Annotated in this window: 19 protein-coding genes and 1 pseudogene; 14 read left to right on the forward strand and 6 right to left on the reverse strand. The window is 73.1% G+C overall.

What is annotated here, in order from left to right:
- Positions 1 to 127: 127 nt before the first annotated feature.
- The 3 genes from AB0P06_RS30405 to AB0P06_RS30415 all read right to left on the reverse strand — a co-directional run bounded on the left by AB0P06_RS30405 (position 128) and on the right by AB0P06_RS30415 (position 3,532).
- Complete coding sequence (locus AB0P06_RS30405; protein ID WP_363612964.1) at positions 128 to 1,756, reverse strand: FAD-binding protein; 1,629 nt, start codon at positions 1,754 to 1,756, stop codon at positions 128 to 130.
- Positions 1,757 to 2,120: 364 nt separating this feature from the next.
- Complete coding sequence (locus AB0P06_RS30410) at positions 2,121 to 2,624, reverse strand: hypothetical protein (RefSeq protein WP_363612966.1); 504 nt, start codon at positions 2,622 to 2,624, stop codon at positions 2,121 to 2,123.
- Positions 2,621 to 3,532 carry a class I SAM-dependent methyltransferase gene (locus AB0P06_RS30415; RefSeq protein WP_363612968.1) on the reverse strand — a complete coding sequence of 304 codons (912 nt, stop codon included), beginning with the start codon at positions 3,530 to 3,532 and terminating at the stop codon, positions 2,621 to 2,623. Before AB0P06_RS30415 ends, AB0P06_RS30410 begins: the two co-directional genes overlap by 4 nt.
- Before the next feature lie 48 nt (positions 3,533 to 3,580).
- Here AB0P06_RS30415 and AB0P06_RS30420 point away from each other — a divergent pair.
- From AB0P06_RS30420 to AB0P06_RS30460, 9 genes and pseudogenes are all read left to right on the forward strand, one after another.
- Positions 3,581 to 3,994 (forward strand): annotated as a pseudogene (locus tag AB0P06_RS30420) (FAD-dependent monooxygenase); the annotation flags it as partial.
- A 137-nt stretch (positions 3,995 to 4,131) separates the two neighbouring features.
- A complete protein-coding gene (locus tag AB0P06_RS30425) occupies positions 4,132 to 4,650 on the forward strand; it encodes a MarR family transcriptional regulator (RefSeq protein ID WP_363612970.1) in 519 nt (172 codons plus the stop codon).
- A 132-nt stretch (positions 4,651 to 4,782) separates the two neighbouring features.
- The gene (locus AB0P06_RS30430; protein WP_363612972.1) at positions 4,783 to 5,262 is read left to right on the forward strand and encodes a hypothetical protein; all 480 of its coding nucleotides are present in this window, start codon (positions 4,783 to 4,785) and stop codon (positions 5,260 to 5,262) included.
- A 77-nt stretch (positions 5,263 to 5,339) separates the two neighbouring features.
- Positions 5,340 to 6,206 carry an NmrA family NAD(P)-binding protein gene (locus AB0P06_RS30435; RefSeq protein ID WP_363612974.1) on the forward strand — a complete coding sequence of 289 codons (867 nt, stop codon included), beginning with the start codon at positions 5,340 to 5,342 and terminating at the stop codon, positions 6,204 to 6,206.
- A gap of 393 nt (positions 6,207 to 6,599) precedes the next feature.
- Positions 6,600 to 10,478, forward strand: coding sequence for a Pls/PosA family non-ribosomal peptide synthetase (locus tag AB0P06_RS30440; RefSeq protein WP_363612976.1), 3,879 nt, complete (start codon positions 6,600 to 6,602; stop codon positions 10,476 to 10,478).
- A 101-nt stretch (positions 10,479 to 10,579) separates the two neighbouring features.
- Positions 10,580 to 11,911, forward strand: coding sequence for a M1 family metallopeptidase (locus tag AB0P06_RS30445; RefSeq protein WP_363612978.1), 1,332 nt, complete (start codon positions 10,580 to 10,582; stop codon positions 11,909 to 11,911).
- Positions 11,912 to 12,178: 267 nt separating this feature from the next.
- Positions 12,179 to 13,561 (forward strand): serine hydrolase domain-containing protein, encoded by a 1,383-nt coding sequence (locus AB0P06_RS30450; RefSeq protein WP_363612980.1) that lies wholly within the window; start codon positions 12,179 to 12,181, stop codon positions 13,559 to 13,561.
- A 308-nt stretch (positions 13,562 to 13,869) separates the two neighbouring features.
- Positions 13,870 to 14,739, forward strand: a complete 870-nt coding sequence (locus AB0P06_RS30455) for a GNAT family N-acyltransferase (RefSeq protein ID WP_363612982.1) — start codon at positions 13,870 to 13,872, stop codon at positions 14,737 to 14,739.
- The gene (locus tag AB0P06_RS30460) at positions 14,736 to 15,560 is read left to right on the forward strand and encodes a lysophospholipid acyltransferase family protein (protein ID WP_363612984.1); all 825 of its coding nucleotides are present in this window, start codon (positions 14,736 to 14,738) and stop codon (positions 15,558 to 15,560) included. Before AB0P06_RS30455 ends, AB0P06_RS30460 begins: the two co-directional genes overlap by 4 nt.
- Positions 15,561 to 15,606: 46 nt before the next feature.
- On the opposite strand, the gene AB0P06_RS30465 is transcribed toward AB0P06_RS30460, so the two are convergent.
- Positions 15,607 to 17,148, reverse strand: coding sequence for an MFS transporter (locus tag AB0P06_RS30465; protein ID WP_363612986.1), 1,542 nt, complete (start codon positions 17,146 to 17,148; stop codon positions 15,607 to 15,609).
- A 162-nt stretch (positions 17,149 to 17,310) separates the two neighbouring features.
- Here AB0P06_RS30465 and AB0P06_RS30470 point away from each other — a divergent pair, with 162 nt between their 5' ends.
- From AB0P06_RS30470 to pip, 3 genes are all read left to right on the forward strand, one after another.
- Entirely contained in the window at positions 17,311 to 17,991 is a 681-nt protein-coding gene (locus tag AB0P06_RS30470) for a TetR/AcrR family transcriptional regulator C-terminal domain-containing protein (RefSeq protein WP_363612988.1), read from the forward strand.
- A gap of 190 nt (positions 17,992 to 18,181) precedes the next feature.
- Positions 18,182 to 18,571 (forward strand): hypothetical protein, encoded by a 390-nt coding sequence (locus tag AB0P06_RS30475; RefSeq protein WP_363612990.1) that lies wholly within the window; start codon positions 18,182 to 18,184, stop codon positions 18,569 to 18,571.
- A gap of 107 nt (positions 18,572 to 18,678) precedes the next feature.
- Positions 18,679 to 19,659 carry a prolyl aminopeptidase gene (pip, locus tag AB0P06_RS30480; RefSeq protein ID WP_363612992.1) on the forward strand — a complete coding sequence of 327 codons (981 nt, stop codon included), beginning with the start codon at positions 18,679 to 18,681 and terminating at the stop codon, positions 19,657 to 19,659.
- 56 nt (positions 19,660 to 19,715) lie between these two features.
- Here the strand turns inward: pip and AB0P06_RS30485 are convergent, their stop codons facing one another.
- A complete protein-coding gene (locus tag AB0P06_RS30485; RefSeq protein WP_363612994.1) occupies positions 19,716 to 20,306 on the reverse strand; it encodes a MarR family transcriptional regulator in 591 nt (196 codons plus the stop codon).
- A gap of 91 nt (positions 20,307 to 20,397) precedes the next feature.
- On the opposite strand from AB0P06_RS30485, the gene AB0P06_RS30490 reads away from it, so the two are divergent.
- Together AB0P06_RS30490 and AB0P06_RS30495 are read left to right on the forward strand one after the other, a co-directional pair.
- The gene (locus tag AB0P06_RS30490; RefSeq protein WP_363612996.1) at positions 20,398 to 21,672 is read left to right on the forward strand and encodes an MFS transporter; all 1,275 of its coding nucleotides are present in this window, start codon (positions 20,398 to 20,400) and stop codon (positions 21,670 to 21,672) included.
- Between the two features lie 65 nt (positions 21,673 to 21,737).
- On the forward strand, positions 21,738 to 22,736 hold the full coding sequence (locus AB0P06_RS30495) for a YdcF family protein (protein ID WP_363612998.1): 999 nt from the start codon (positions 21,738 to 21,740) through the stop codon (positions 22,734 to 22,736).
- Positions 22,737 to 22,839: 103 nt separating this feature from the next.
- Here AB0P06_RS30495 and AB0P06_RS30500 read toward each other — a convergent pair whose 3' ends face one another.
- On the reverse strand, positions 22,840 to 23,346 hold the full coding sequence (locus AB0P06_RS30500; RefSeq protein ID WP_363613000.1) for a PaaI family thioesterase: 507 nt from the start codon (positions 23,344 to 23,346) through the stop codon (positions 22,840 to 22,842).
- Positions 23,347 to 23,448: the final 102 nt, after the last annotated feature.

Consider the following 23,448-nt stretch of genomic DNA (forward strand, 5'->3'; position numbering starts at 1 on the left):
GTGTCCGCATCCCGGCCGTACCGGATGCGCCGACCCAGCCCGGACTCCCGGCCCCGGCCCCGGCCCCGGCCCCGGCCCCAGCCCCAGCCCCAGCCCCAGCCCCAGCCCCAGCGAAGTATGCGGACGGTCAGGGCTTCGGCAGCGTGATCGACTGCGCGTGATGGAACACCTCCCCCTCGTCCCAGATCTTCTTGGTCCGCTGCAGCCGGGCGTAGTTCTCCTTGTAGTAGAGGCGCTGGTAGGCGGGGTCGGCCTGGCCGGCCAGGCCGAGATCGACGTCCGGGTAGTTGACATAGGCACCATCGGTGTCGGCACCGATCTCCGGGATGCCACCGGTCTCCCGGTAGACGTCCCGGTAAAGGCCCCTGAGGTAGCCCAGGTGGGCGGCGTCATGGGCCGGGTCCGTCCAGTACGTCTGGTACTGCAGCTTCATGATCGAGTCCCGCTGCGGCACGGCGGTGTCCGCAGGCAGCCGGTCGTTCACCTTGCAGCCGTAGGAGTCGATCTGCACCAGCGTCCGCCCGAGGTCGACGCCCGGGACGTCCCTCGTCAGACCTGCCCAGAAGGCCCCGATCTGGGCAGTGGTGAAGGGTCGGCGATGGTAGGCCGACTTGTACTTGCCTCGTTGGTTGTCACCGGATGAGTTGAGCGTCATGGTGGCCTGGAACCACGGCATCTGACGGCGCTTGTCCGGATAGGGCAGGAAAAGTCCTCCGGCGACGTGGGTCTGAACGACCGATCTGGTCCTGATCCCCCTTTCCATGGCGGCCAGGAATTCCTCCAATGGCGCCGGATCGTCCTCGTCCCACTGGCTGAACAGAACGACGTTCCCGTTCGACCGGTGGGTGAGCATGAGAATGGAGAACAACCCCTGATAGACCTGCTCCTCCTTTCCACTGTGCTCCATCAGGAACGCGCCGAAGTTGTCCAGCAGTGTGCGGAAATCCTCAGGGCGGTTCACCAAGTCCTCCCAGGGCCAGGCGACGCTGCTCAGCCAGACCCTCGGCGGCGGCCTTGGGATGTTCCGGGCAAAGTGGTAGCGCAGGACCACCCCGAAGTTCCCGCCACCACCTCCGGTGTGCGCCCAGAAGAGATCCTTCTCCGGCGAGCCCTCGCCGTCGTCCCGGTGGGCCCTGGCCACCTCGACCGTGCCGCCCCGGACGGTCACCACGTCGACCTGGACCAGGTGGTCGACCGTCAACCCGTGCCGCCGGGACAGGACCCCGTACCCGCCCCCGCAGATGTGGCCGCCGGCACCGACCGAGTAGCACGAGCCGGCGGGCAGCGTGACACCGTGCTTGCGGAAGAGGGTGGTGTAGATGTCCCAGTTGGTGGCACCGCCCTCCACGCAGTAACTCGGCCTGCCGAACTTGTCCCTCGCCGCGCGGACGCCGCGCATGGTGCTGAGGTCGAGAATGACGCCCTTGTCATTGTCGACGAACCCCTCGTAACAGTGCCCGCCGCCCCGGATCGTCGGCCGCAGACCGCTGTCGAGCGCCGCCCTCAGCTCCGCCACCGCGTCCGCCTCGTTTCCCACCAGCCGGATGTAGGCGGGCCGGCTGCCCCAGCGCTGGTTGAAGCCCTGACTGAGCGTCTGGTAGCGAGAGTCGTCCGGCAGCACGGACTGCCCCTCGGGCACCGCCGCCACCTCGGCGGCGGCGGTGACGTCCGCCAGGCCCAGCGAGGCGCCGGAAACCCCGACCGTGGCCATTCCGGCGCTGCCGAGGAATCCACGACGGGAGAACTCTTGCCCCATGCCAGGACCCCACTTTCTCGACTCTGAGAAGCTGACGGCCGCACGCTAGCACGGGCGTTTGAGCAAGGGAATCCCTATACGAATTAATGTGACAGTACGTCCTTTTCTTGGAATCTTCCGAAGCGCCTTCCCCGCCGCATTGTCAGTGGCACCGCTTAATGTCCCGTCACCCGGTCGAGCAGAAGCTCGGGACCAGCCACCGAGGAGGAAGCCATGCGGCGTCATACCCGCCGACCCGACCACCCCCTGGGCACCACAGACACCACCGGGCAGGCCCCGAATCCAGCCCCGCCCCCGTACCCGCCGCAGGCTCGACGCCGCTCGGACGTCAGAACCGAGACCGGACACGGCGCCGGAGTGACCGTCAGAGCGGCTCGGTGTACCAGCGGCGGTGGACGACGGGCTCCACCAGAAGAACGGCGACGCCCGCCGTGAGAGCGACCACGGCCGCCGGAAGGCTCTGCCAGGCGGCCGCCACCGCACCGGCGACGACGACCGGCGGGCGCAACAGGGTGAGCGGGCCAAGACCGATGATCATGGCAAGGGTGCTGAGCCGGAACGGTCCGACCAGGTAGCAGGCCAGGCTGCCCAGGACCAGGGCGCTGTACGGCCCGTAGACCACGAGCATTCGCAGGCCCGCCTCGTCGAGTTCGCGGTAGCGGGCCGCCGGGTCGTCCGACCCGAGCAGGACCGCCCCGGCGACGGCGGCCGCCGCGAGCAGGCCAGGCGCGCCGTGAGCGAGACCGCGCAGGGCGGCCCGGCGGTTGCCGGCGGCACGGCGGATCCGGCCGTCGCGCCCGTTGGAGGCGCGGAAGCCGGCGAAGGCCGCGTCGAGGAGGCCGAGGAGGAGAAGCAGGACGGCACTCACCCGGCGGCTCCGACGAGGCGGCGGGCGTTCCGGTCCAGGGCGGCGCTCAGTGGGGCGACGAGTTCGGGAAGCACGCCGAGCACCGGACGCAGGGTCGTGCAGAACGGGTTGCTGTGGCCGCGCGGCTCGTAGAGCAGCGGGACGAGGCCTCGGGCGTGGGCGGCGGCACGCAGCAGGGTGGCGTCGTCATGGGCGCGGCGGGCGGACGCCACGCCGTCGTGGCGTCCGAGGGGGTCGCGCATGCGGGCTCGGTGGAACACCCAGGCGCCGATCGGGGCGAGGCCGGTGGCGGCGATGTCGTAGTGGCAGAAGGCGACCGTACCGGGCCGGCCCTGGGCGGCGAAGAAGGCGTCGAGGTCGGCGTCGCGGAAGTGGTGGAGCAGCCCGGTGGAGACGTACACCGTGCCGGGTTCGTCGAGTTGGAAGGCGTCACCGTGGACGAAGCGGCAGGGCAGGTGTTCGGCGCGGGCGAGCCGTTCGGCCTCGGCGACCAGGGCGGCGTTGAGGTCGACGCCGAGCAGTTCGACGTCCGGTCCGAGGACGCCGGTGGCGGCGATCCACCGGACGAGGTAGCCGAGGCCGCAGCCGATGTCGACGATCCGTACCGGTCCCGGCCGGGTCTGGCGGACGGCGTCGAGCAGCGGGCGCAGCAGGGCGGCGAGCCGGTCGCCGAGGCGCAGTTCCTCGCTGAGGCGCTGGAGTTCGGTGTGGACGGCCACCAGTCGGCGGTCGACGGCGGCCGGGTCGAGGATTCCGCCGGCCGCGGGCAGGCCCTCGGCGATCCTGGCCGCGCGGTGCTGCCCGGTTCGCCGCAGCCGCTCGACGACATCGGCACGCCGGACGGGCAGCCGCTCGCGGGTGCGCGGGTCGTGGGCGACGATCAGGTCGGAGATCTCGATCAGTTGCACGGCGGTACGGTACGCCCCTCCTCGAAGCACCGCGCAGCGGGCGCCGCCCGCCCGGAGGCTGTCCTGCACCACGACGTCAACGAACTGGTCACGCCGCCGCCCTCGTTCGCGGTGGGCCGGGTCGCGCTGCTCGGCGACGCGGCACACGCCATGACGCCCCACCTCGGCCAGGGCGCGTGCCAGGCACTGGAGGACGCGGTGACCCTGGCCGCCGCGCTCGGCTCGGCGCCGACGGTGGAGGCGGCTCTCGCGCGTTACGACGAGCGGCGCCCGCGCAGCCGAACGGTGGCCCGCGACGCGCGCCGGGCGGGCCGGACGGGACAGCAGCTCGCCCATCCGCTGGCCGTCGCCGCGCGCAACGCGGCGATCCGGTTCACCCCACCCGGCGTGATGATCCGTACGGTTCTGCGGCACGCCGACTGGACACCGCCGCGGATCATCCCGAGCACGACCCGCGCCTGACGAGCACGGACAGGCCCCCCTTGGGACTGCACCGGAGCCGCTGTGGTCCGCCCTTGCCGGGGCGGACCACAGCGGCTTCGAACGACACCCATCGCCCAGGCTTGACCGATCAACTGATTAGGCGCCATATTACTCCCATGGAGCAGCACCCGGCCGAAAGCGGCGCACCCACGCTCGACCAGGCACGACGACAGATCGCCCGCTACGGCCTGACGGCCGACCCGCAGGCGGTACTGGTCGCGGTGCGGCTGATGGCGGCGGGCGCCCGGCTCGGCCAGGCCGGAGAGGCACACTTCTCCCGCTTCGGCCTGTCCACCGGCCGCTACCGGCTGCTGGCCGACCTGGAGGACCACAACGGAGAGAAGTCACCCTCCCAGCTGGCGGCCAGTCTCGGCGTCTCGCGGGCGACCGTGACCGGGCTGGTCGACGGACTCGAACGCGAGGGCCTGGTCGCCCGCCGACCGTCCACCGATGACGGCCGGGGCAACGTGGTGATGCTGACGACCCGCGGCGCCCAGCGCCTGCGGGACATGGCACCGGAGCACTTCGAGCGGATGCAGGCCATGGTCGGCGGGCTCTCGGTCGAGGAGCGCACGGTCTTTCTCGGCCTGCTGGCCCGGCTGGTCGAGGGCATGAACGCCCTGACCGCCGACTGACGCCGACCCGGCCCGACCCGGCCCGGGGGGGCCGCCTTGCGCACGACAGGCGGCCCGCCCTTCTCACGCCCCAATAGTTAGCCACCTAAACACAAATACTTAGCCACCTAATCACCTGGCGAGGAGACCCCCATGCCCCGACGGCAGGACACGCTCACCGAAGGCCCCGCCGAAGCCCCCGGCACACCACCCCCCTTCGTGCTCTGGCGCGAGGTCCTGGTCGCCTACGCCATGCCCGCCGTGATGGCCGGGATCGGCGGGATCGCGACCCGCCGACCGGAGCTGATGATCGCGGCCGGCACCACCATCGCCGGCACCTCGGCCGCGGTCGCAGCCCTGGTCGGCTCGCGACTGCGCCGCCGCCCGGCGCGCTCCTGGACCGTGCGGGTGCCGCGCATCCTGCTGGCGGCCGGGTTCGGGCTCGGCGCCGCGGCGCTCGGACTGCTGCTCGGCTGGTCCGGCGCGCACTGGCTGCCCGGGATCCCGGCCCTGGCCGCAAGCCCGTGGCCCGGGCGGCTCCGCTTCGACCTGCCGGTGTCGGCGGCGATCGCCGCCACCATGATCACCTGGCGCTGGCGCGGCACCCGCGCACACCGCCGCCGGCAGCACTGACCCCACCGACCGCACCCTCCGGGCCCCTTCCGGATCCGATCCGGATCCATTTCAGCCCCACTCGAAAGGCAGACGACATGATCGTCATCATGGGCGCCACCGGCGCCACCGGCGGCGCCGCACTCCGGAGTCTCGCCGAACTCGGCGTGCCGAGCCGCGCACTCGGCCGCGACCCGGGCCGCCTCGCGGCCGGCCTCACCGACCACACCCGCCGACTGGTCGAGCCGGTGTTCGCCGACGCCGGGGACCAGGGCTCCCTGTGCGAGGCCTTCAAGGGCGCCCGCCAGCTGTTCCTCACCATGGCGAACGGGCCCCAGCAGGTCGAACACGAACTGCGGGCCATCGACCTGGCCGTGGCCGGCGGCGTGCAGCACATCGTCAAGATCTCCGCGCCCGCCGCCGAGCCGGACTCCCCCGTCGCCGTCTCGCGCGGCCACCACCGGATCGAGGAACACCTGCGGGCCTCGGGCGTCACGGCGACGATCCTGCGTCCGTACGCCTTCATGCAGAAGCTGCTGCTCCTGGCACCCGGCATAGCGGCGGCCGGCCTGATGCACGGCGCGATGGGAGACGCCCCGTGCAACTACGTCGACTGCCGGGACATCGGCGACGTGGCCGCCGCCGCACTCACCCGGCCGGAGATCGCCGGCGGGACGTACCACCTGACCGGCGGGCGGGCGTACAGCCACCCGGAACTCGCCGGGCTGCTGAGCCAGCTGCTCGGCCGGCCGGTGCGCTATCTCGACCTGGCACCCGGGGAGCTGCACGCGCACCTCGTCCAGCGGGCCGGCATGCCGGACTGGCTGGCCGCCCATGTCGTGGAGATCCAGCAGCTCGCGGCGGCCAGGCCGGAGGTCCCCGACGACATCGCCACCCGGCTGACCGGCCGCGCCCCGCGCACCCTGGAGGCGTTCCTCCGCGAGCACCTGGACCGGTTCCACTGACCCCTCCGCACACCACGGCGGGCCCGACGAACGGCCGGACAGATCCGAGCACGGCCCCGGAAGGCGGGCCCGCCACCCGGAGGGAGCGCGAATCCGGTGTGGCGTGGATCACTGCCGAAAAACTGAACTGACGATCCGTCAATTCTACTGATGAGCCGTCATGTCGACTCAACGGAGGCTCAGTTATTGACTGACAAACAGTCAGATTCAGTCATTCCAGAGCAAGTTGGGTGGAGTGTCAGGCAGTACGGCCCTCACCACCCAGGACTAGCATCGGTCGGGTTGCCCGTTCCGGCCCCGGAGTGGGGTCACCCGTCAGACGAGTGCCCCCACCGCCCCCAGGGACCGGACATCGGTCGGGACGGGGCGAGGACAAGGAGCGCACGGACTGCCATGACCGCTGAACCGAGCCGGACGAACCAGCACCCACCGGTACCGCAGGCCCTTTTCCCCGGCCGCCCGGCCGCCGCCCCGCGCACCCTGGTCGACGTCCTCGACGCCACCGTCCGCGCCCACCCGAACGAGCCGGCCCTGGACGACGGTCACACCGTGCTCAGCTACCGCGCGCTCGCCGCCGAGGTCGAGCAGGTGCGCCGGCGGCTGGCCGCCGCCGGGGTCGGCCCGGGCGACCGGGTCGGCGTCCGCGTCCCGTCCGGCACCAACGACCTCTACGTCTCCATCCTCGCCGTCCTGGCCGCCGGCGCCGCCTACGTGCCCGTCGACGCCGAGGACCCGGACGAACGCGCACAGCTGGTCTTCGAGGAGGCCGCGGTCGCCGCCGTGCTCGGCGCCGAACGCGCGCTGACCGTGACCGGAGAGCACCAGCATCCCGTCGGCCCCGGCCGTCCGGACCCCTCCGACGACGCCTGGATCATCTTCACCTCGGGCTCCACCGGCCGCCCCAAGGGCGTCGCCGTCACCCACCGAAACGCCGCCGCCTTCGTGGACGCCGAGGCCGCGCTGTTCCTCCAGGACGAGCCGATCGGCCCCGGCGACCGCGTGATGGCCGGCCTCTCCGTCGCCTTCGACGCCTCCTGCGAGGAGATGTGGCTCGCCTGGCGCTACGGCGCCTGCCTGGTGCCCGTCCCCCGCTCCCAGGTCCGCAGCGGCGCCGACCTCGGCCCCTGGCTCGCCGAGCAGGAGATCACCGTGGTCTCCACCGTCCCGACCCTGGCCGCGCTCTGGCCCGCCGAGGCGCTGAACGAGGTCCGGCTGCTGATCTTCGGCGGCGAGGCCTGCCCGCCCGAGCTGGTGCAGCGCCTGGTCACCGAAGGCCGCGAGGTCTGGAACACCTACGGCCCGACCGAGGCCACCGTGGTGGCCTGCGCGGCGCTGCTGACGGGCGGGGGTCCGGTCCGGATCGGCCTGCCGCTGGACGGCTGGGACCTCGCCGTGGTCGACGAGGCGGGCACCCCGGTCACGCCGGGCGGCACCGGCCAGCTGGTGATCGGCGGCGTCGGCCTGGCCCGCTACCTGGACCCGGTCAAGGACACCGAGAAGTACGCACCGCTGCCCTCGCTCGGCTGGGACCGCGCCTACCGCAGCGGCGACCTCGTCCAGGCCGATCCGGCGGGCCTGCTCTTCCTCGGCCGCACCGACGAGCAGATCAAGCTCGGCGGCCGCCGGATCGAACTGGGCGAGGTCGACGCGGCACTCCAGGCCCTGCCCGGCGTGGCCGGGGCGGCGGCCGCCGTCCGCACCGCGCGCGGCGGCAACCAGCTGCTCGTCGGCTACCTGGTCACCAAGGACGGCTGGGACCGCGAACAGGCCGTCGAACGGCTGCGCGCCGAGCTCCCGGCCGCCCTGGTGCCGCTCCTCGCGCCCGTCGACTCGCTGCCCACCCGTACCTCCGGCAAGGTCGACCGCAACGCCCTGCCCTGGCCGCTGCCCGGCCTGGAGACCGCCGGGCCGACCGAGCAGCTGTACGGCACCGAGGCCTGGCTGGCCGAGCAGTGGAGCGAGATCCTGGGCGTGCCGGTGAGCGGCCCGCGCGACGACTTCTTCGCCATCGGCGGCGGCAGTCTGGCAGCGGCCCGGCTCACCACCCTGCTGCGCGCCCGCTACCCGAGCGCCGCGGTGCTGGACATCTACCAGCAGCCGACGCTGCGCAAGCTCGCCCGCCACCTGGAGCGCACGGCGGCCGACAGCGGCGAGACCCGCACCATCGCCCTGGTGCCGACCAGGGCCAAACTGCTCCAGCTGCTCCTGCTGATCCCGCTGTTCACCGTGGTCGGACTGCGCTGGACGGTCGCGCTGCTGGCGCTCGGCAACGTCCTCACCCACCTCGGCGACTACCCGTGGGCGCCGACCGCGTCCTGGTGGGCGGTGGGCGCGGGCGCACTCGCCCTGTACACCCCGGCGGGCCGGCTGGCGATCGCGGCCGGCGGCGCCCGGCTGCTGCTGCGCGGTCTGCGACCGGGCAGCTATCCGCGCGGCGGCGGCACCCATCTGCGGCTCTGGACGGCCGAACGGCTCGCCGAGATGAGCGGCGCCACCGGGCTCTCCGGGGCCTGGCTGGTGCGCTACGCGCGGGCGCTCGGCGCCAGGGTCGGCCCGGAGGTGGACCTGCACTCGCTGCCGCCGATCACCGGCATGCTCAAGCTGGGCCGGGGCTGTGCGGTGGAGGCCGAGGTGGACCTCTGCGGCTACTGGCTGGACGGCGACCGTCTGGAGGTCGGCCAGATCAAGGTCGGCTCCGGCGCCGTGGTCGGGACGCGCTCGACGCTGCTCCCCGGTGCCAGGGTCGGCAAGCGCGCCCAGGTGGTGGCCGGCTCCAGCGTGACCGCACAGGTCCCGACCGGCCAGCGCTGGGGCGGCGCACCCGCCGTCAAACTGGGCCGTGCCGAACGGGCCTGGCCCAAGGAACGCCCGGCGCGCCAGGTCCGCTGGGCCGTGCTCTACGGGGTCAGCGGCACGGCGCTCAGCCTGCAGCCGGTGCTGCCCGCGCTGGCCGCGCTCGCGGTGCTCGCCCGCTTCGTCCACCCCGGCGACGGCCTCGGCACCGCGCTCGGCGGCGCCCTGCTCGCCCTGCTGCCCGCCACCCTGGCGTACGGCCTGCTGTACGCGGCGCAGCTGGTGGCGGCGGTACGGCTGCTGAGCATCGGCCTGACGCCCGGGGTGCACCCGCTGCACGGCCGGGTCGGCTGGCAGGCCTGGACGGTCACGCAGCTGATGGACCAGGCCCGCGAGATCCTGTTCCCGCTGTACGCCGGTCTGATCACCCCGTTCTGGCTGCGGGCGCTCGGGATGAAGGTCGGCCGGGGCGCCGAGGTGTCCACGGTGCTGGCCCTGCCCAGCCTGACCACGGTCGGGGACGGCGCGTTCCTGGCCGACGACACCCTGATCGCCCCGTACGAGCTGGGCGGCGGCTGGGTGCGGCTCGGCGAGGCGAAGGTCGGCGAGCGCGCCTTCCTCGGCAACTCGGGGATGACCGCGCCCGGGCGGGCCGTGCCGGCCCGCGGCCTGGTGGGCGTCCTGTCGGCGACGCCGAAGAAGGCGAAGAAGGGCGGCTCGTACCTGGGCATGCCGCCGATGCGCCTGCCGCGCTCGGCCGACGAGGCCGACCAGAGCCTCACCTACGAGCCGCCGGCCCGGCTGCTCTGGGCGCGCGGGCTGGTCGAGGTGGCCCGGCTGCTGCCGGTGCTGGCGTCCGGGGCGCTCGGCGCGCTGACGCTGGCAACGCTGTCCTGGCTGGCCGACGGCTGGTCGCCGGCGGTGGCCGCGCTGCTCTCCGGTCTGGTGCTGCTGGCGGCCGGCGGGGTGGCCTGCCTGGTCGCGGTGGCGGCGAAGTGGCTGCTGGTCGGCCGGTTCCGGGCGGTGGAGCATCCGCTGTGGAGCGGCTTCGTGTGGCGCAACGAGCTCGCGGACACCTTCGTCGAGGTGCTGGCGGTGCCATGGCTGGTCGGCTCGGTGCCCGGCACACCGCTGCTGAACGTCTGGCTGCGGGCGCTCGGCGCGGGCATCGGGCGGGGCGTCTGGTGCGAGAGCTACTGGCTGCCGGAGGCCGACCTGGTCACTCTCGGGGACGGGGTCAGCATCAACCGGGGCTGTGTGGTGCAGACCCACCTCTTCCACGACCGGATCATGCGGATGGATACTGTCATCCTCCGCGAGGGCGCCACCCTGGGCCCGGGCGGCATCGTGCTGCCCGGCAGCACGGTGGGCGCGCGCAGCACGCTGGGCCCGGCCTCGCTGGTGATGCGCGCCGAGTCCGTCCCCGCCGACACGCGGTGGCTGGGCAACCCGATCGAGGCGTGGCAGACCACGCCATGACCATCCGCCCCGCTGGCGGCGTCCCCGACACCCCGCACGTCCCCCGTCCCCCCACGTCCGCCATCTCACAGGGAGCACACGACCCGGTGAAACCCCGCCCCGTGCAGCCTGAGCACGCCCCGGCGGCCCCCAGCGCCGCCCCGGACCCCTACTTCCCCAACAGTGGGGATCCGCGCTACCGGGTCCACCGCTACGAACTCGCCCTGGACTACCGTCCCGGCCCCAACCGACTCGGCGGCACCGCCCGGCTCAGCGCCGTCGCGGGCGTCGCCCTGGCCGAGTTCGCGCTCGACCTCGGTGAGTTCAGGATCGGCCGGGTCCTGGTCGACGGCAGGGCCGCCCGGTACACCCACCGGGGCGGCAAGCTGCGGATCCGCCCGGCGAAGGCGCTCGCCGCCGGTGCGGCGTTCACCGTCGAGGTGCACTACACCGGCAACCCCCGCCCGGTGCGCAGCCCGTGGGGCGGCCTCGGCTGGGAGGAGCTGACCGACGGCGCGCTGGTGGCCAGCCAGCCCGTCGGAGCGCCGTCCTGGTTCCCGTGCAACGACCGGCCCGCCGACAAGGCCGGCTACCAGATAGCGATCACCACACCGTCCCCGTACACCGTGGTGGTCGGCGGCCGGCTGCTGACCCGGACGACCCGGGCGTCCAGCACCACCTGGGTGTACGAGCAGAGCGAGCCGACCTCGACCTACCTGGTCACCGTCTCGATCGGCCAGTACCGGGCGGTCCGGTTCGCCGAGCGCCCCGCCGTCCCGCAGACCGGCTACCTGCCGGAGCGGCTGGCGGACGGGTTCGGCGCGGGCTTCGACCAGCAGCCGCGGATGATGGAGTACTTCGAGGAGGTCTTCGGACCGTACCCGTTCGGCGAGTACGCGGTGGTCGTCGCCGACGAGGAGCTGGACGTCCCGGTCGAGGCGCAGGGCGTCGCCACCTTCGGCACCAACCACCTCGGCGGGGGCTGGGACCGCGAGCGCCTGATCGCCCACGAGCTGGCCCACCAGTGGTTCGGCAACAGCCTCACCATCGCCGACTGGAGCCACATCTGGCTCAACGAGGGCTTCGCCAAGTACGCGGAGTGGCTCTGGTCCGAGCACGCCGGCGGCCCGACCGCCGCCACCCGCGCCGCCGCCGCGCACACCCTCCTGGCCGGGCTCCCGCAGGACCTCCGGCTCGCCGACCCCGGCCGGAAGCTGATGTTCGACGACCGCCTCTACCAGCGCGGCGGCCTCGCCGTCCACGCCCTGCGGCAGGCCCTCGGCGACCCGTCCTTCTTTCGCATGCTCAAGGACTGGGCCACCCTCAACCGCCACGGTGTCGTCAGCACCGCCGGCCTCACCGCGCACGTCTCCCGCTACACGGACGCCCCGCTGGGGCCTCTGCTCGACGCCTGGCTCCACCGCCTCGAGCTGCCACCGCTCCCGGCCGGCTGACGCCGGGAAAGCGGCGCGTTGGGCCCTGGACCGATGTCCAGGGCCAACTGCCCTCCGGCGGACGAACGGTGGGGAAGGTCCGGGTCCGGGCAGCCGACATTCCAGGACGGCACCGGTGAAAAGGGGTGGAGCGGAGACGATGACCGGGCTAGGTTGGGGGCGCCGTCCGGCTCGCGCGTGACACCGCGGTGCATACCGGTGATTCACCGGCGGTGCGTCGGCCGCGCTCACAACCACCCGATGCCGCCGAGGAATTCAGAGGATCAGATGACCGACCAGCCTGACGAGCTGTTCCCCGCCACCCGCCGTGCCCTGCTGCACCGGATCGCGGTGGCGCAGGCCGAAGGCCGCACACCGTCCCTGATCGCCGCGGTGGTCCGGGACGGCCGACTGGTCTGGAGCGGCGCCCGCAGCATGATCGACGGCCATGCCCCCACTCCCGGGGTGCAGTACCGGATCGGCTCGCTGACCAAGACCTTCGTCGCCGTGCTGGTGCTGCGACTGCGCGACGAGGGCCTGCTCGACCTGGCCGACCCGCTCGAACGCCACCTTCCCGGCACCCCGGCGGGCGGGGCCACCATCGCCCAGCTGCTGGCGCACTCCGCCGGTCTCGCCGCCGAGACACCCGGGCCCTGGTGGGAGCGGACCGACGGCTCGCTGCGCCCGGCTCTGGACGACATCCTGGAGGCCGACGCCCCGCTCAAGCACCCGGCCGGCCGGCGCCACCACTACTCCAACCCCGGCTACGCCCTGCTCGGCGCCCTGGTGGAACGGCTGCGCGGCAGGCCGTGGGGCGAGGTGCTGCGGTACGAGGTGCTGGAGCCGCTCGGCATGGACCGCACCACCCTGCTCCCCGAGCACCCGCACGCGGGCGGCTTCGCCGTCCACCCCTGGGCGGACGTCATGCTGCCCGAGCCGCTCACCGACACCGGTCTGATGGCCCCGGCCGGGCAGCTCTGGTCCACCGCCACCGACCTGGCCCGCTGGGCCGCCTTCCTGGCCGGCGGCGACGAGAAGGTGCTGGCCGCCGCCACCCTGGCCGAGATGCGCCGGCCCGCCGTCGGCCCGGAGAGCGCCGACTGGTCCGGCGCCTACGGCCTCGGCCTGCAGCTGTTCCGCCACGAGGGCCGGGTGCTGTACGGCCACACCGGTTCGATGCCCGGGTTCACCGCCGGACTCTGGATCAGCGAGGCGGACGGCCTGGCCGCGCTGGCGCTGAGCAACGCGACCGGCGGCGCCAACACCCCGCTGGTGGCCGCGGAGTTGATCGCCCTCACCGCGAAGCACGAGCCGCGGCTGCCGGAGCCCTGGCGGCCGTTGCCCAGCGTGGACGAGGAACTGCTGGCGCTCACCGGCCCGTGGTACTGGGGCGCCACCGCCCACGCACTGCGGCTCAAGGCCGACCGCGTCCTGGAGCTCGCCTCGCTCGCCGGCGGCGGCGGCCGGAGCTCGTCCTTCCGCCCCGAGCCGGACGGCAGCTGGACGGGGCTCGACAACTACTACGCGGGCGAGACACTGCGCGTGGTGCGGGCCGCCGACGGCTCGGTGAGCCATCTGGACCTGGGCTCCTTCGTGCTCACCCGCGAACCGTACAGCCCCGCCCCCGTCATTCCGGGCGGCGTCGACCCGCAGGGGTGGCGCGCGGGCTGACGCCCGAGGCCCGCAGGGGCACTGGTGACGCGGCGCGCGCCCCCGCCGCACCACCAGTGCCCCCTTGTCCACCCCTCGCCGGGAAGCGGGCGGCAACCCCCGGGTGCCCGTCAGGTGTCCTACGGATACCGGGTGGCCCCATTCAGCAGTTGCACATCTACCCTCCGCCGAACCGCAACGTGAACGCCAGCCGGCTCGGAAAAACATACGGATACCGGCTCGCCGCGCCCGTCCAGCCGTGCGAGCCGGGCCCGGTGCCACGACGACCCGTGGCACCTCCGTCCGTACTGCCCTGGAGGGTCCGCGCCATGACCACCGTCCCCACGTACACTCCGTCCGCAGTCGCCCCCGGCCACGCCGCAGCCGCGCCCGTCCCGCGCCCGGTCCGACCGGGCGCCCTCCAGCCGCCCCAGCCCAAGCCCCAGCCGGGCGCCGGGTACACCGTCGGCCTCGCCCGGGACGAGGACGACGTGCGCGCCGCCCAGCGGCTTCGCCACCAGGTGTTCGCCGCCGAACTCGGCGCCGTGCTGCACAGCCCGGTTCCGGGCCTGGACGTCGACCCGTTCGACGCGTACTGCGACCACCTGCTGGTCCGCGAGGGCGAGGACGGCGCCGTGGTCGGCACCTACCGTCTGCTGCGCCCCGAAGCCGCGCGACGGGCCGGCCGGCTCTACTCCGACGGCGAGTTCGACCTGGCCGGCCTCGCGCCGCTCCGTCCCGGCCTGGTGGAGCTGGGCCGCTCCTGCATCCACCCCGACCACCGGGGCAACGGCGCCGTCATCAACCTGATGTGGGGCGGCATCGCCCGTTACCTCGCCGACACCGGCAACACCTGGGTCGGCGGCTGCTGCTCGATATCGCTGGACGACGGCGGTGCCACCGCGGCCCGGGTCTGGGACACCGTCAGCGCCAAGCACCTCGCCCCCGAGGAGTACCGCGTGACCCCGCACCGCCCCTGGGACGCGACCGGTGTGCCACGGGCCGAGCGGGCGCCGCTGCCGGCCCTGCTCCGCGGCTACCTGCGGCTCGGCGCCTGGGTCTGCGGCGCCCCCGCGCACGACCCGGACTTCGCCACCGCCGACCTCTACGTGCTGCTGTCGCTCGAACGCACCGACCCGCGCTACCTGCGGCACTTCCTCTCCGGGCTCGCCACCCGGCCCGCGCACCCGGCCTCATGAGCGTCTGGCTGCCCACCGCACCCTGCACCCCGGAGGCGTGCCTGGCCGAGCCGGGCCCGGTGGTCGCCCTCCCCCGGCGGGCGCTGCGGCTGACCGCCTGCCTGGCCGTCCTGGTCACGGGCCTGGCGCTCATCCCTCCGGTGCGCGCCCTCCCCCGCGCGGCACGCGACCGGCTGGTCCGGCTCTGGGCGCGCACCCTGCTGGGCTCGCTCGGGGTCACCCTCCGGCCCGGGCCGGCACCCGCCGCCGGGGGCGGGGTGCTCGTGGTCGCCAACCACGTCTCCTGGCTGGACATTCCGCTGATCGCGACCGGCCGGCCCGGCCGGTCGCTGGCCAAGACCGAGGTACGGCACTGGCCCGTTCTCGGGGCGCTGATCGCCCGGGGCGGCACCGTCTTCCTCGACCGCGACCGGCTGCGCACCCTCCCGGCCACCGTCGACACGGTCGCCGGGGAGCTGCGGGCCGGCCACCCCGTGATCGTCTTCCCGGAGGGCTCCACCTGGTGCGGAAGGGAGAGCGGCCGGTTCCGCCCGGCCCTCTTCCAGGCCGCGGTCCAGGTCGGCGCCCCCGTCCAGCCGGTGACGATCCGCTACCGGCTGGCGGACGGACGGCCGACCAGCGCGCCCGCCTTCGTCGGCGAGGACGGTCTGCTCACCTCGCTCGCCCGGGTGGTCGCGGTGCGCGGGCTGGTGGCGGAGGTGGACTTCCTGCCTCCGATCCAGGCCCCCGCCCAGGCCCCCTCCGCGTCGCACCCCCGGTGGGCGGCCCGCCGGGAACTGGCCCGCTCCGCCCAGACCGCCGTGGAGGACGCCGCTCGATGAGCCTCGCCCGGCCGCGCGGGTCAGTGGCGCGGGTCAGTAGCGCCGGTCAGCCGCGCCGGGCGTCCGTCAGCGGCGCCGACGCCGGCTCACCGCCCTGGTCCGGCACCGCGGGCCGGACGGCCGGGCGGAGCAGGACCGTGACCAGGAGGGCGGTGACGGCCAGCACCCCCGCTCCGCAGAGCACCGCGAGGTGCACGCCCTCGACAAAGGCGCCCTCCACTGCCGCCCGGACCGGGCCCGACAGTTCGGCCGCCGCGCCGGAGCCCTGGACACCGCTCCCACCGCCCGCACCGGCCAGCGCGTCGGCGGCCGGCCCGACCGCGGCGGGCGGGATGCCGAGCCGGCCCAGGTTCTCGGTGAGGGCTCCGTTCAGACGGTAGGTCAGGACGGCGCCCAGGACCGCGACGCCGACCACTCCGCCGAGCTCGCGCAGGGTGTTGATGGTCGCGGAGGCCATGCCGGCCTGCGGCGGCTCGACCCGCTGGAGGACGGCGATGGAGACGGGGGTGAACGTCAGGCCCATGCCCAGACCCATCGCGAACAGGGTCCACAGGTATTCGGGGTAGCGGGCCTGCCCGCCGTACAGGGCGAGGCCGCCGAGGCCGAAGGCGCACAGCGTCAGGCCCAGTGCCACGGGAAGCCGGGGACCGTAACGGGTGGTCAGCCGCTGGGAGAGCGGCGCCGCGAGGACGATCATCGCGGTCATCGGCAGCCCGGCATAGCCGGCGGCCGACGGCGACCAGCCCAGCACGTCCTGCATCAGCAGCGGCAGGAAGAACAGCGCGCCGAACATCCCGAAGCTGACCACGAAACCGCTGAGCATGGCGCCGCCGAGCACCCGGTCACGGAACAGCCGGAGCTCCAGCATGGGCTCGGCCACCCGCAGTTCGAGGAGCACGAAGGCGACCAGCAGCACCGCCGCCGCCACCGCGCAGACGAGCACCCGGGTGTCGGTCCAGCCCCGGGCCGGACCTTCGATCAGTGCGTAGACCAGCGCCCCCAGGCCGGCGGCGGAGAGCGCGAGCCCGGCGAGGTCGACGCGGCGCTCGCGCGGCGCGATGGCCGGCAGCACCCGGCCCGCCAGCAGCAGCCCGCACACGCCGATCGGGACGTTGATCCAGAACACACTGGCCCAGCCGAACGCCTCGACCATGGGCCCGCCGACCACCGGCCCGACCGACAGGCCGAGCGCGGAGACGCCCGACCAGAGACCGATCGCCCGGGCGCGCTCCCGCTGGTCGGTGAAGACGTGCCCCAGGATCGCCAGGCTGCCCGGGGTGAGCAGCGCGGCCCCCACCCCCTGGAGCATGCGGGCGGCGATGAGCACACCGATCGTCCCGGCGAGCGCCGCGCACGCCGAGCCGAGGGTGAACAGGGCGAGGCCGAGCCGGAAGACCCGGGTACGGCCGTACCGGTCACCGAGCGCGCCGCCGGTGAGCAGCAGACCCGCGTAGACGAGGCTGTAGCCCTCGACCACCCACTGAAGGCCGCTGATGCCGGTCCCCAGGTCCTGCCCGATCCGGGGCAGGGCGTTGTTGACGATGACGTTGTCCAGCATGGACATGAACATGGTGACGCACAGCGTCAAGAGCGCAAGCCTCTTGCGTCGGGCGCTCGACCCCTCCATCGGAAACCTCTCCCTCAGATGGGCCCCTAACACCGTTAGGGGCTGACCGGCACGCACAGACTGCCCCTAACGATGTTAGATTGCAAGCGGGATTTCCGGATCCGCGGGAGGCGACACACATCCATGCCGGAGAACAACGACACCCAGCCCGGCCTGACCAGAGAGACCCTGGCCCAGGCGGCCCTGCGGGTCCTGGAACGGGAAGGCCTCGCGGGCCTGTCCATGCGGAAGGTCGCCGCCGAGGTCGGCGTCAAGGCGGCCTCGCTGTACTGGCACGTCCGCAACAAGGAGGAACTGCTCGACCTCCTCAATGACGCGATCATGGCCGGCGGCGAGCCGCCGCCGCGCGAGGGCGACTGGCGCGGCCAGTTCCGCGAGTACTGCCGGCGCTACCGGCAACTCCTGCTGAGCCGACGCGACGCCGCCAAGGTCGTCGCGGGCCGCCTCGCCCCCGGCCCCAACCTGCTGCGGCTGCTGGAGGACCAGTTGGACCGGCTGCGCGAGGCCGGCTTCTCCAACGCCGACGCGGCCCTGGCCACCTATCTGCTCGGCGCCTACGTCCAGGGCTTCGTGCTCCAGGAACAGTCACCGATCTCCGCCGACGAGACGACGGGAACGAGCCGCCGGGACATCGCCGCCGCCGCTGCGAACCGCTTCCGGGCACTGCCGCCGGACGCCTTTCCCAACCTGGTCGCCCTGGCCGACGACCTCACCGAACCCTCGATGGACGCCCGCTTCGCGTTCGGCCTCGAACGCGTCCTCGACGGACTCGCCACCCTGCTGCCACCGGCAGACCACCGCTGATCCGATCATCTGTATGATCGCCGGGCCCAAGAGGGTTGATGCGGAAACGGGGGCGACTGCCATGCACGAGGACTCCACGGCGCGGACTGCCCAGCCCGGCCCCTCGCCAGCCGACCCGTCGGCCCGTCCGACTGCCGAACCGCCGGCCGAGTCGGCTGTCCAAACGCCGCCCGAACCGCCGGCCGGCCCCATGATGCCCGGCGACCCGACGCCCGTGCAGGGCGGCCAGACCGGACTGGCCACCGGGGCCGCGAAAGGCTGTCTCCACCTCCTCGGCGAGTTGACGATCGAGGCGGTCGGCACCGCGGTGCTGGGCGTCGCCACCACCGCTTCCCTGGCCGCCGTCTTCGTCCTCGCCCAACTGGCCCGCCGACACAGCCCCGCAGCGTCCTGTGCCTTCGCCGCGCTCGCCGTACTCGGCGTGGCCCACGGCATCCGCCGGCTCCGACGCCCCAAGGAACAGCGCACCCGCCTCGGCCGCCGCTCCGCCGCCGTCACCGGCGGACTCGGCCTCTGGCTGCTCGCCTGCCTCGGCTACGCCTCCTTCGGCACGGCGCTCGACCTCGGTTCCGGCCTCTGAGAACGCCGCGGCCTCCGGGCTCCGCTCCCTCCTCGGCGTCGACAAATCTCGGGCGGCCCGGGTAGCCTCACGGGCGTCCCGCCGCCCGCTCCCGGAGGTCTTCCGCCATGTCCGACCTGTATCCGCTCGGCGAACCGTACGCACAGGGGCTGCTGGAGGTCGGTGACGGCAACGAGATCCACTGGGAGGTGTCCGGCAACCCGGAGGGCAAGCCCGCCGTGGTGGTCCACGGCGGGCCCGGGTCCGGGCTCAGCGCGGGCAACCGGCGGTACTTCGATCCGGAGCGGTACCACCTCGTGCTGTTCGACCAGCGCGGATGCGGGCAGAGCAGGCCGCACGCGGCCGACCCGGCGACCGGACTGGCGCACAACACCACCGCGCACCTCATCGCGGACATGGAACGGCTGCGCGAGCATCTGGGCATCGACCGCTGGCTGCTGTACGGCGGTTCATGGGGCTCGACGCTGATCCTCGCGTACGCGCAGGCGCATCCCGAGCGGGTGTCGGAGATCGTGATCTGCGGGGTCACCATGACCCGCCCGGAAGAGATCGACTGGCTGTACCGGGGTGTCGGCCGGCTGCTGCCCGGTCCCTGGGAGGCGTTCCGGGCCGCGCTGCCGCCCGGCGAACAGGACGGCAACCTGGTGGCCGCGTACAGCCGACTGCTCAACAGCCCGGACGACGCGGTCCGGTCCGAGGCCGCGAAGTCCTGGGCGACCTGGGAGGACGCGGTGATCGCGCACGAGTCACTCGGCAAGCCGAACGCGTACACCGACCGGCCCGACGACGCGCTGATGGCGTTCACCCGGATCACCGCGCACTACTTCGCCCATGACGCCTTCCTGAAGGACGGCCAACTCCTGCGCGACGCCGGAAGGCTGGCCGGCATCCCGGGCGCGCTGATCCACGGCCGGCTGGATCTCGGCTCCCCGCTGTACACCGCCTGGTCGCTGGCAAAGGCCTGGCCGGACGCCGAGTTGACGGTCATCCAGGAATCCGGCCACACCGGCAGCCCGGCCATGCGGCAGGCGATCTTCGAGGCGATCGAGCGGTTCGCGACACCCGAACCCGGCCGCCGCGAACAGTGACGCCTTGTCAACGGCGCGCACCGACGGCAGCGCCGGGCGACCCGGCGCGATCTTGATCAGTCCTGGTCCGCCACGTTGGGGCCGGAGGAGTGCCGCCCGGCCCGACGGTGGCGCGTCCGGCGGCCTTCGGCCGAGGACGCCTCCTGCGCCAGGAGCACCCGGCGCAGCAGGTCGGACAGCTGTCGGCGCTCGTCGGGCGCCAGGACGCCGAGCAGTCGGCGCTCCTCCCGGCCGACGACGTCCAGGGCCTCCCGCCAGGCCGCCCGGCCGGCCTCGGTCAGCCCGACATCGACCCGGCGGCGGTCCTCGGTGGAGGGCGTGCGCACCACGAACCCCCGGCGTTCCAGGGCCTCCAGACGGCCGGTCACCGAGGCGGGCGCCAGGTTGAGGTCGACCCGCAGTTCGGACGGGGCGGCGTGGCCACCGCGACCGGCGAGAACATGGAGGGTGTCGAACTCGTGCTTCTGCAGGCCGTAGTCGGCGACCCCCTCCTCCCGGACGCGTCCCAGGTGCCGGGAGAGCTTGCTCATCCGGGTGACGGCTCCCTCGATGTCGGGATCGAGGTGGGGCAGGACGGGCCGCCAGCGGTCGACGTGACCGTCGGTCCAGTCACGCGGTTCATCCGGTCGCCGCTCGGGGTGTTCCATGGCACGAGTCTAAGCATCGCCGACCACCACCAAGATATTCGGCACCGAATATTTCATTGCAGAACTTTTGACACCGAAATACATTGCTCGCGTGACCCACCACCCACTGAGGCTCCGTGGCTTTCGGCTGCTCTTCATCGGCCGGACCATCTCCACTCTCGGCGATGCCGTCGTCCCCGCCGCACTCGCGATAGCCATCACGCGGGCCACCGGCTCCTCCGGTGCGCTCGCCCTGGTCCTGGGCTGCGCGATGGTGCCGCGGCTGCTGCTGCTCCCCTTGGGTGGCGTGATCGGGGACCGCTTCAACCCGCAGGTGGCGGCCCTGGCCACCGACCTGGTCCGGGCCGCCGCGCAGCTCTTCGTCGGCGTCGAACTGCTCGGCGGGGAGCCGAGCCTGACCCACATCGCCGTCGCCGAGGCACTCGGCGGCGTCGCCTCCGCGTTCGCCATGCCGACCGCCTCCCCCCTGGTCGCGGCCACCGTCGAAGGCCCGCACCGAATGCGGGCCAACGCACTGCTGGCCTCCGCCAGCAGCGCAGCGCGGCTCGGCGGCCCCGCACTGGCCGGTGTACTGGTGTACACGGCGGGCGCCGGCTGGGCGTTCGTCCTGGACGGCGTCTCCTTCGTCGTCAGTGCCGCACTCCTGGCCCGGATCACCGTCCGGCACACCCCGGCCGAGCGTCGCTCGCTCCTCACCGATCTCGCCGAGGGATGGGTCGAACTACGTTCCCGGGACTGGTACTGGACCAGTCTGATCGCTCATGGCACGTGGAACGGCGCCGCCGCGGTCCTGCTCACCCTCGGCCCGCTGATCGCCACCGAGCGGCTGGGCGGGGACGGTGTCTGGATCGCGCTGACACAGGCCGGGGCGATCGGAATGCTCGCCGGTTCACTGCTCGCCGGACGGGTCCGGCCGCGCCGCCCGGTACTGCTGGCCAACCTGGGTCTCGCCCTCTACGCCCTGCCACTGCTCGCCCTCGCGGCGGCCGCCCCGGCTCCGGCCACCGTCGCCGCGTACGCGCTCGCGATGGCCGGCCTCGGCTTCCTCAGCCCGGTCTGGCAGACGGTGGTTCAACAGGAGTTCCCCGCACAGGTCCTGGCCAGGGTCACTTCCTACGACTGGCTGCTCTCGCTGGCCGCCGCGCCACTCGGCTACACGCTCGCCCCGCTGGCCGCCGACGCCTGGGGCAGCACCGGACCACTGCTGGTCACCGCCGCTCTGGTGATGCTGGCCTGCGCGGGTACGGCAGCGGTCCCGGGCGTACGCCGGGCCGGACGAGCTGGGCAGCCGCCGCCCGCCGGGGAGACCGGAGGAACCGGGGAGACCGGGGAGTCCCGCAAGGCTGAGCAGGCCGGGGAGAGTTGAGAGACCGGAAGCGTCCGTTTCCCAGGGGGATCATCCGTCGACTGCGGGGCCCATACGATACGAGCATGATCGCCTACGCTCCAGCTGCCCTGTTCTTCGTCTTGTGCGGGTTCGGGGTCTTGCGCGACCGTCGCCAGTTCAGCAACGCCGTCCTGCTCGGCATAGCCGTCTCCCTCCTCGCTCTGGCCCTGCTCACCGAACTGCGCAAGGCCCCCACTCTGATCGTCGAGCTGGCAGCGGCCGCGATCGTTCTGCTGCCGACGATCGGCACCCTGGCGCTGATCGGCTTTCTGATCACCAATGGACTGACCATGATCCGCAAGGAGGGCAGGAGGCCGGCCAACCTGCTCTCACTCCTCGCGGGCCTCGGCATCCTGGCGGTGATCGGGCTGCTCGGCGCGGCGCTGCTCACCCGCTCCTATCGGCTGGGCATTCTCGCGGGCACCGCCATGCTGGTGGTCGGATACATCTCCTTCCTGTTCGTCTGCTTCGTCGGCTACGCCTTCCTCTACGGACGTCACCGGCCGCGCCGGGACGTGGACTTCGTGGTGGTGCTCGGCTCCGGCCTGATCGGCGGCGACCGGGTGCCGCCACTCCTGGCCAGCCGGCTGAACCGGGGGCGCGACGTCTACGAGAGGCAGGCCGCCCGCGGCAACCCCCCGGTGCTGATCACCTCAGGCGGGCAGGGCCCGGACGAGAAGCTGCCGGAGTCGCATGCGATGGCCGACTACCTCCTTGAGCGCGGTTTTCCGGAGGAGCACATCGAGCGCGAGGACCGCTCACGCACCACCGAGGAAAACCTGCTGTACAGCAAGGTGATCATGGAGCAGGCCAACCCCGAGTACCGCTGTGTGATCGTCACCAACAACTTCCACGCCTTCCGTGCCGCGCTGACCGCCCGTAAGTCCGGTGTGAACGGTCAGGTGTTCGGCTCGCCCACGGCCGCCTACTACTGGCCGAGCGCGACGATCCGCGAGTTCGCCGCAGTGTTCCTCTCCCACAGGTTGGTCAACTTCGGTATCTGCGGCTTCCTCGCACTGTGCGGGGTGCTCGCCGTACTCTGACGCCCTCGCCCTTCCTGGCCCCGGACGCCCGTGGCGACCGGGGCCCTTCTGTCTCGGCCTGCGCGGCAACAGCCCGCCTGCGATCACCACTCGGGCCGTGGGCTCAGGCGGCCGGCCGCGGGGCCAGGACCGCGCAGGTGGTGGTGGCGTGCGCGTACAGTTTGCCGTCCTTCACGCCTGTCACCCGCGCCTCGGCGGTCGCCACCATCCGGCCGACATGCAGGGCGACACCCTCACAACGCAGCGCCCCGGAATCGGCGAACAGCGGACGCACCATATGGACGTTCAGCTGCGTGGTCGTATAGCCGATACCGGCGGGCAGCCGACTCATCACGGCGCAGCCGAGCGCCGAATCGAGCAGGGTGGCGAGGTAGCCGCCGTGAACGGTGTTCATCGGGTTGTACAGGTGGTCACCGAGCTCACCCTCGAACACCGCCGTACCCGGTCCCGCCTCGACCAGACGGAAGCCCAGGGTGCTCCCGATCGCCGGCGCCTGGATCCGGCCCGCGAGCATCTCCCGCAGGATCTCCTCCCCCGTGAGATGCGGGAACGCGGACACCGGCGGACCGGCCGACCACTGATGGGTGCGCGTGCGCGGCTGCTGGTCCATCAGGGACGCTTCGTCACCGAGCTCATAAGTCGTCATGCCATCAACCTGCCCTGTTCTCCTGCGGCACTCAAGTGCGATTCCACACCACGGTGGTGGCCGCGC

The organism is Kitasatospora sp. NPDC088351, assembly GCF_040685575.1.
Lineage (GTDB): Bacteria > Actinomycetota > Actinomycetes > Streptomycetales > Streptomycetaceae > Kitasatospora.

Excerpts from the sequence above, each read along its gene's own strand:
- AB0P06_RS30435 (WP_363612974.1), top strand. The coding sequence starts at position 5,340 with ATGATCGTCATCATGGGCGCCACCGGCGCCACCGGCGGCGCCGCACTC.
- pip (WP_363612992.1), top strand. The coding sequence starts at position 18,679 with ATGTCCGACCTGTATCCGCTCGGCGAACCGTACGCACAGGGGCTGCTG.
- AB0P06_RS30425 (WP_363612970.1), top strand. The coding sequence starts at position 4,132 with ATGGAGCAGCACCCGGCCGAAAGCGGCGCACCCACGCTCGACCAGGCA.
- AB0P06_RS30440 (WP_363612976.1), top strand. The coding sequence starts at position 6,600 with ATGACCGCTGAACCGAGCCGGACGAACCAGCACCCACCGGTACCGCAG.
- AB0P06_RS30470 (WP_363612988.1), top strand. The coding sequence starts at position 17,311 with ATGCCGGAGAACAACGACACCCAGCCCGGCCTGACCAGAGAGACCCTG.
- AB0P06_RS30405 (WP_363612964.1), bottom strand. The coding sequence starts at position 1,756 with ATGGGGCAAGAGTTCTCCCGTCGTGGATTCCTCGGCAGCGCCGGAATG.
- AB0P06_RS30475 (WP_363612990.1), top strand. The coding sequence starts at position 18,182 with ATGATGCCCGGCGACCCGACGCCCGTGCAGGGCGGCCAGACCGGACTG.
- AB0P06_RS30460 (WP_363612984.1), top strand. The coding sequence starts at position 14,736 with ATGAGCGTCTGGCTGCCCACCGCACCCTGCACCCCGGAGGCGTGCCTG.
- AB0P06_RS30430 (WP_363612972.1), top strand. The coding sequence starts at position 4,783 with ATGCCCCGACGGCAGGACACGCTCACCGAAGGCCCCGCCGAAGCCCCC.
- AB0P06_RS30485 (WP_363612994.1), bottom strand. The coding sequence starts at position 20,306 with ATGGAACACCCCGAGCGGCGACCGGATGAACCGCGTGACTGGACCGAC.
- AB0P06_RS30450 (WP_363612980.1), top strand. The coding sequence starts at position 12,179 with ATGACCGACCAGCCTGACGAGCTGTTCCCCGCCACCCGCCGTGCCCTG.
- AB0P06_RS30500 (WP_363613000.1), bottom strand. The coding sequence starts at position 23,346 with ATGGACCAGCAGCCGCGCACGCGCACCCATCAGTGGTCGGCCGGTCCG.
- AB0P06_RS30495 (WP_363612998.1), top strand. The coding sequence starts at position 21,738 with ATGATCGCCTACGCTCCAGCTGCCCTGTTCTTCGTCTTGTGCGGGTTC.
- AB0P06_RS30455 (WP_363612982.1), top strand. The coding sequence starts at position 13,870 with ATGACCACCGTCCCCACGTACACTCCGTCCGCAGTCGCCCCCGGCCAC.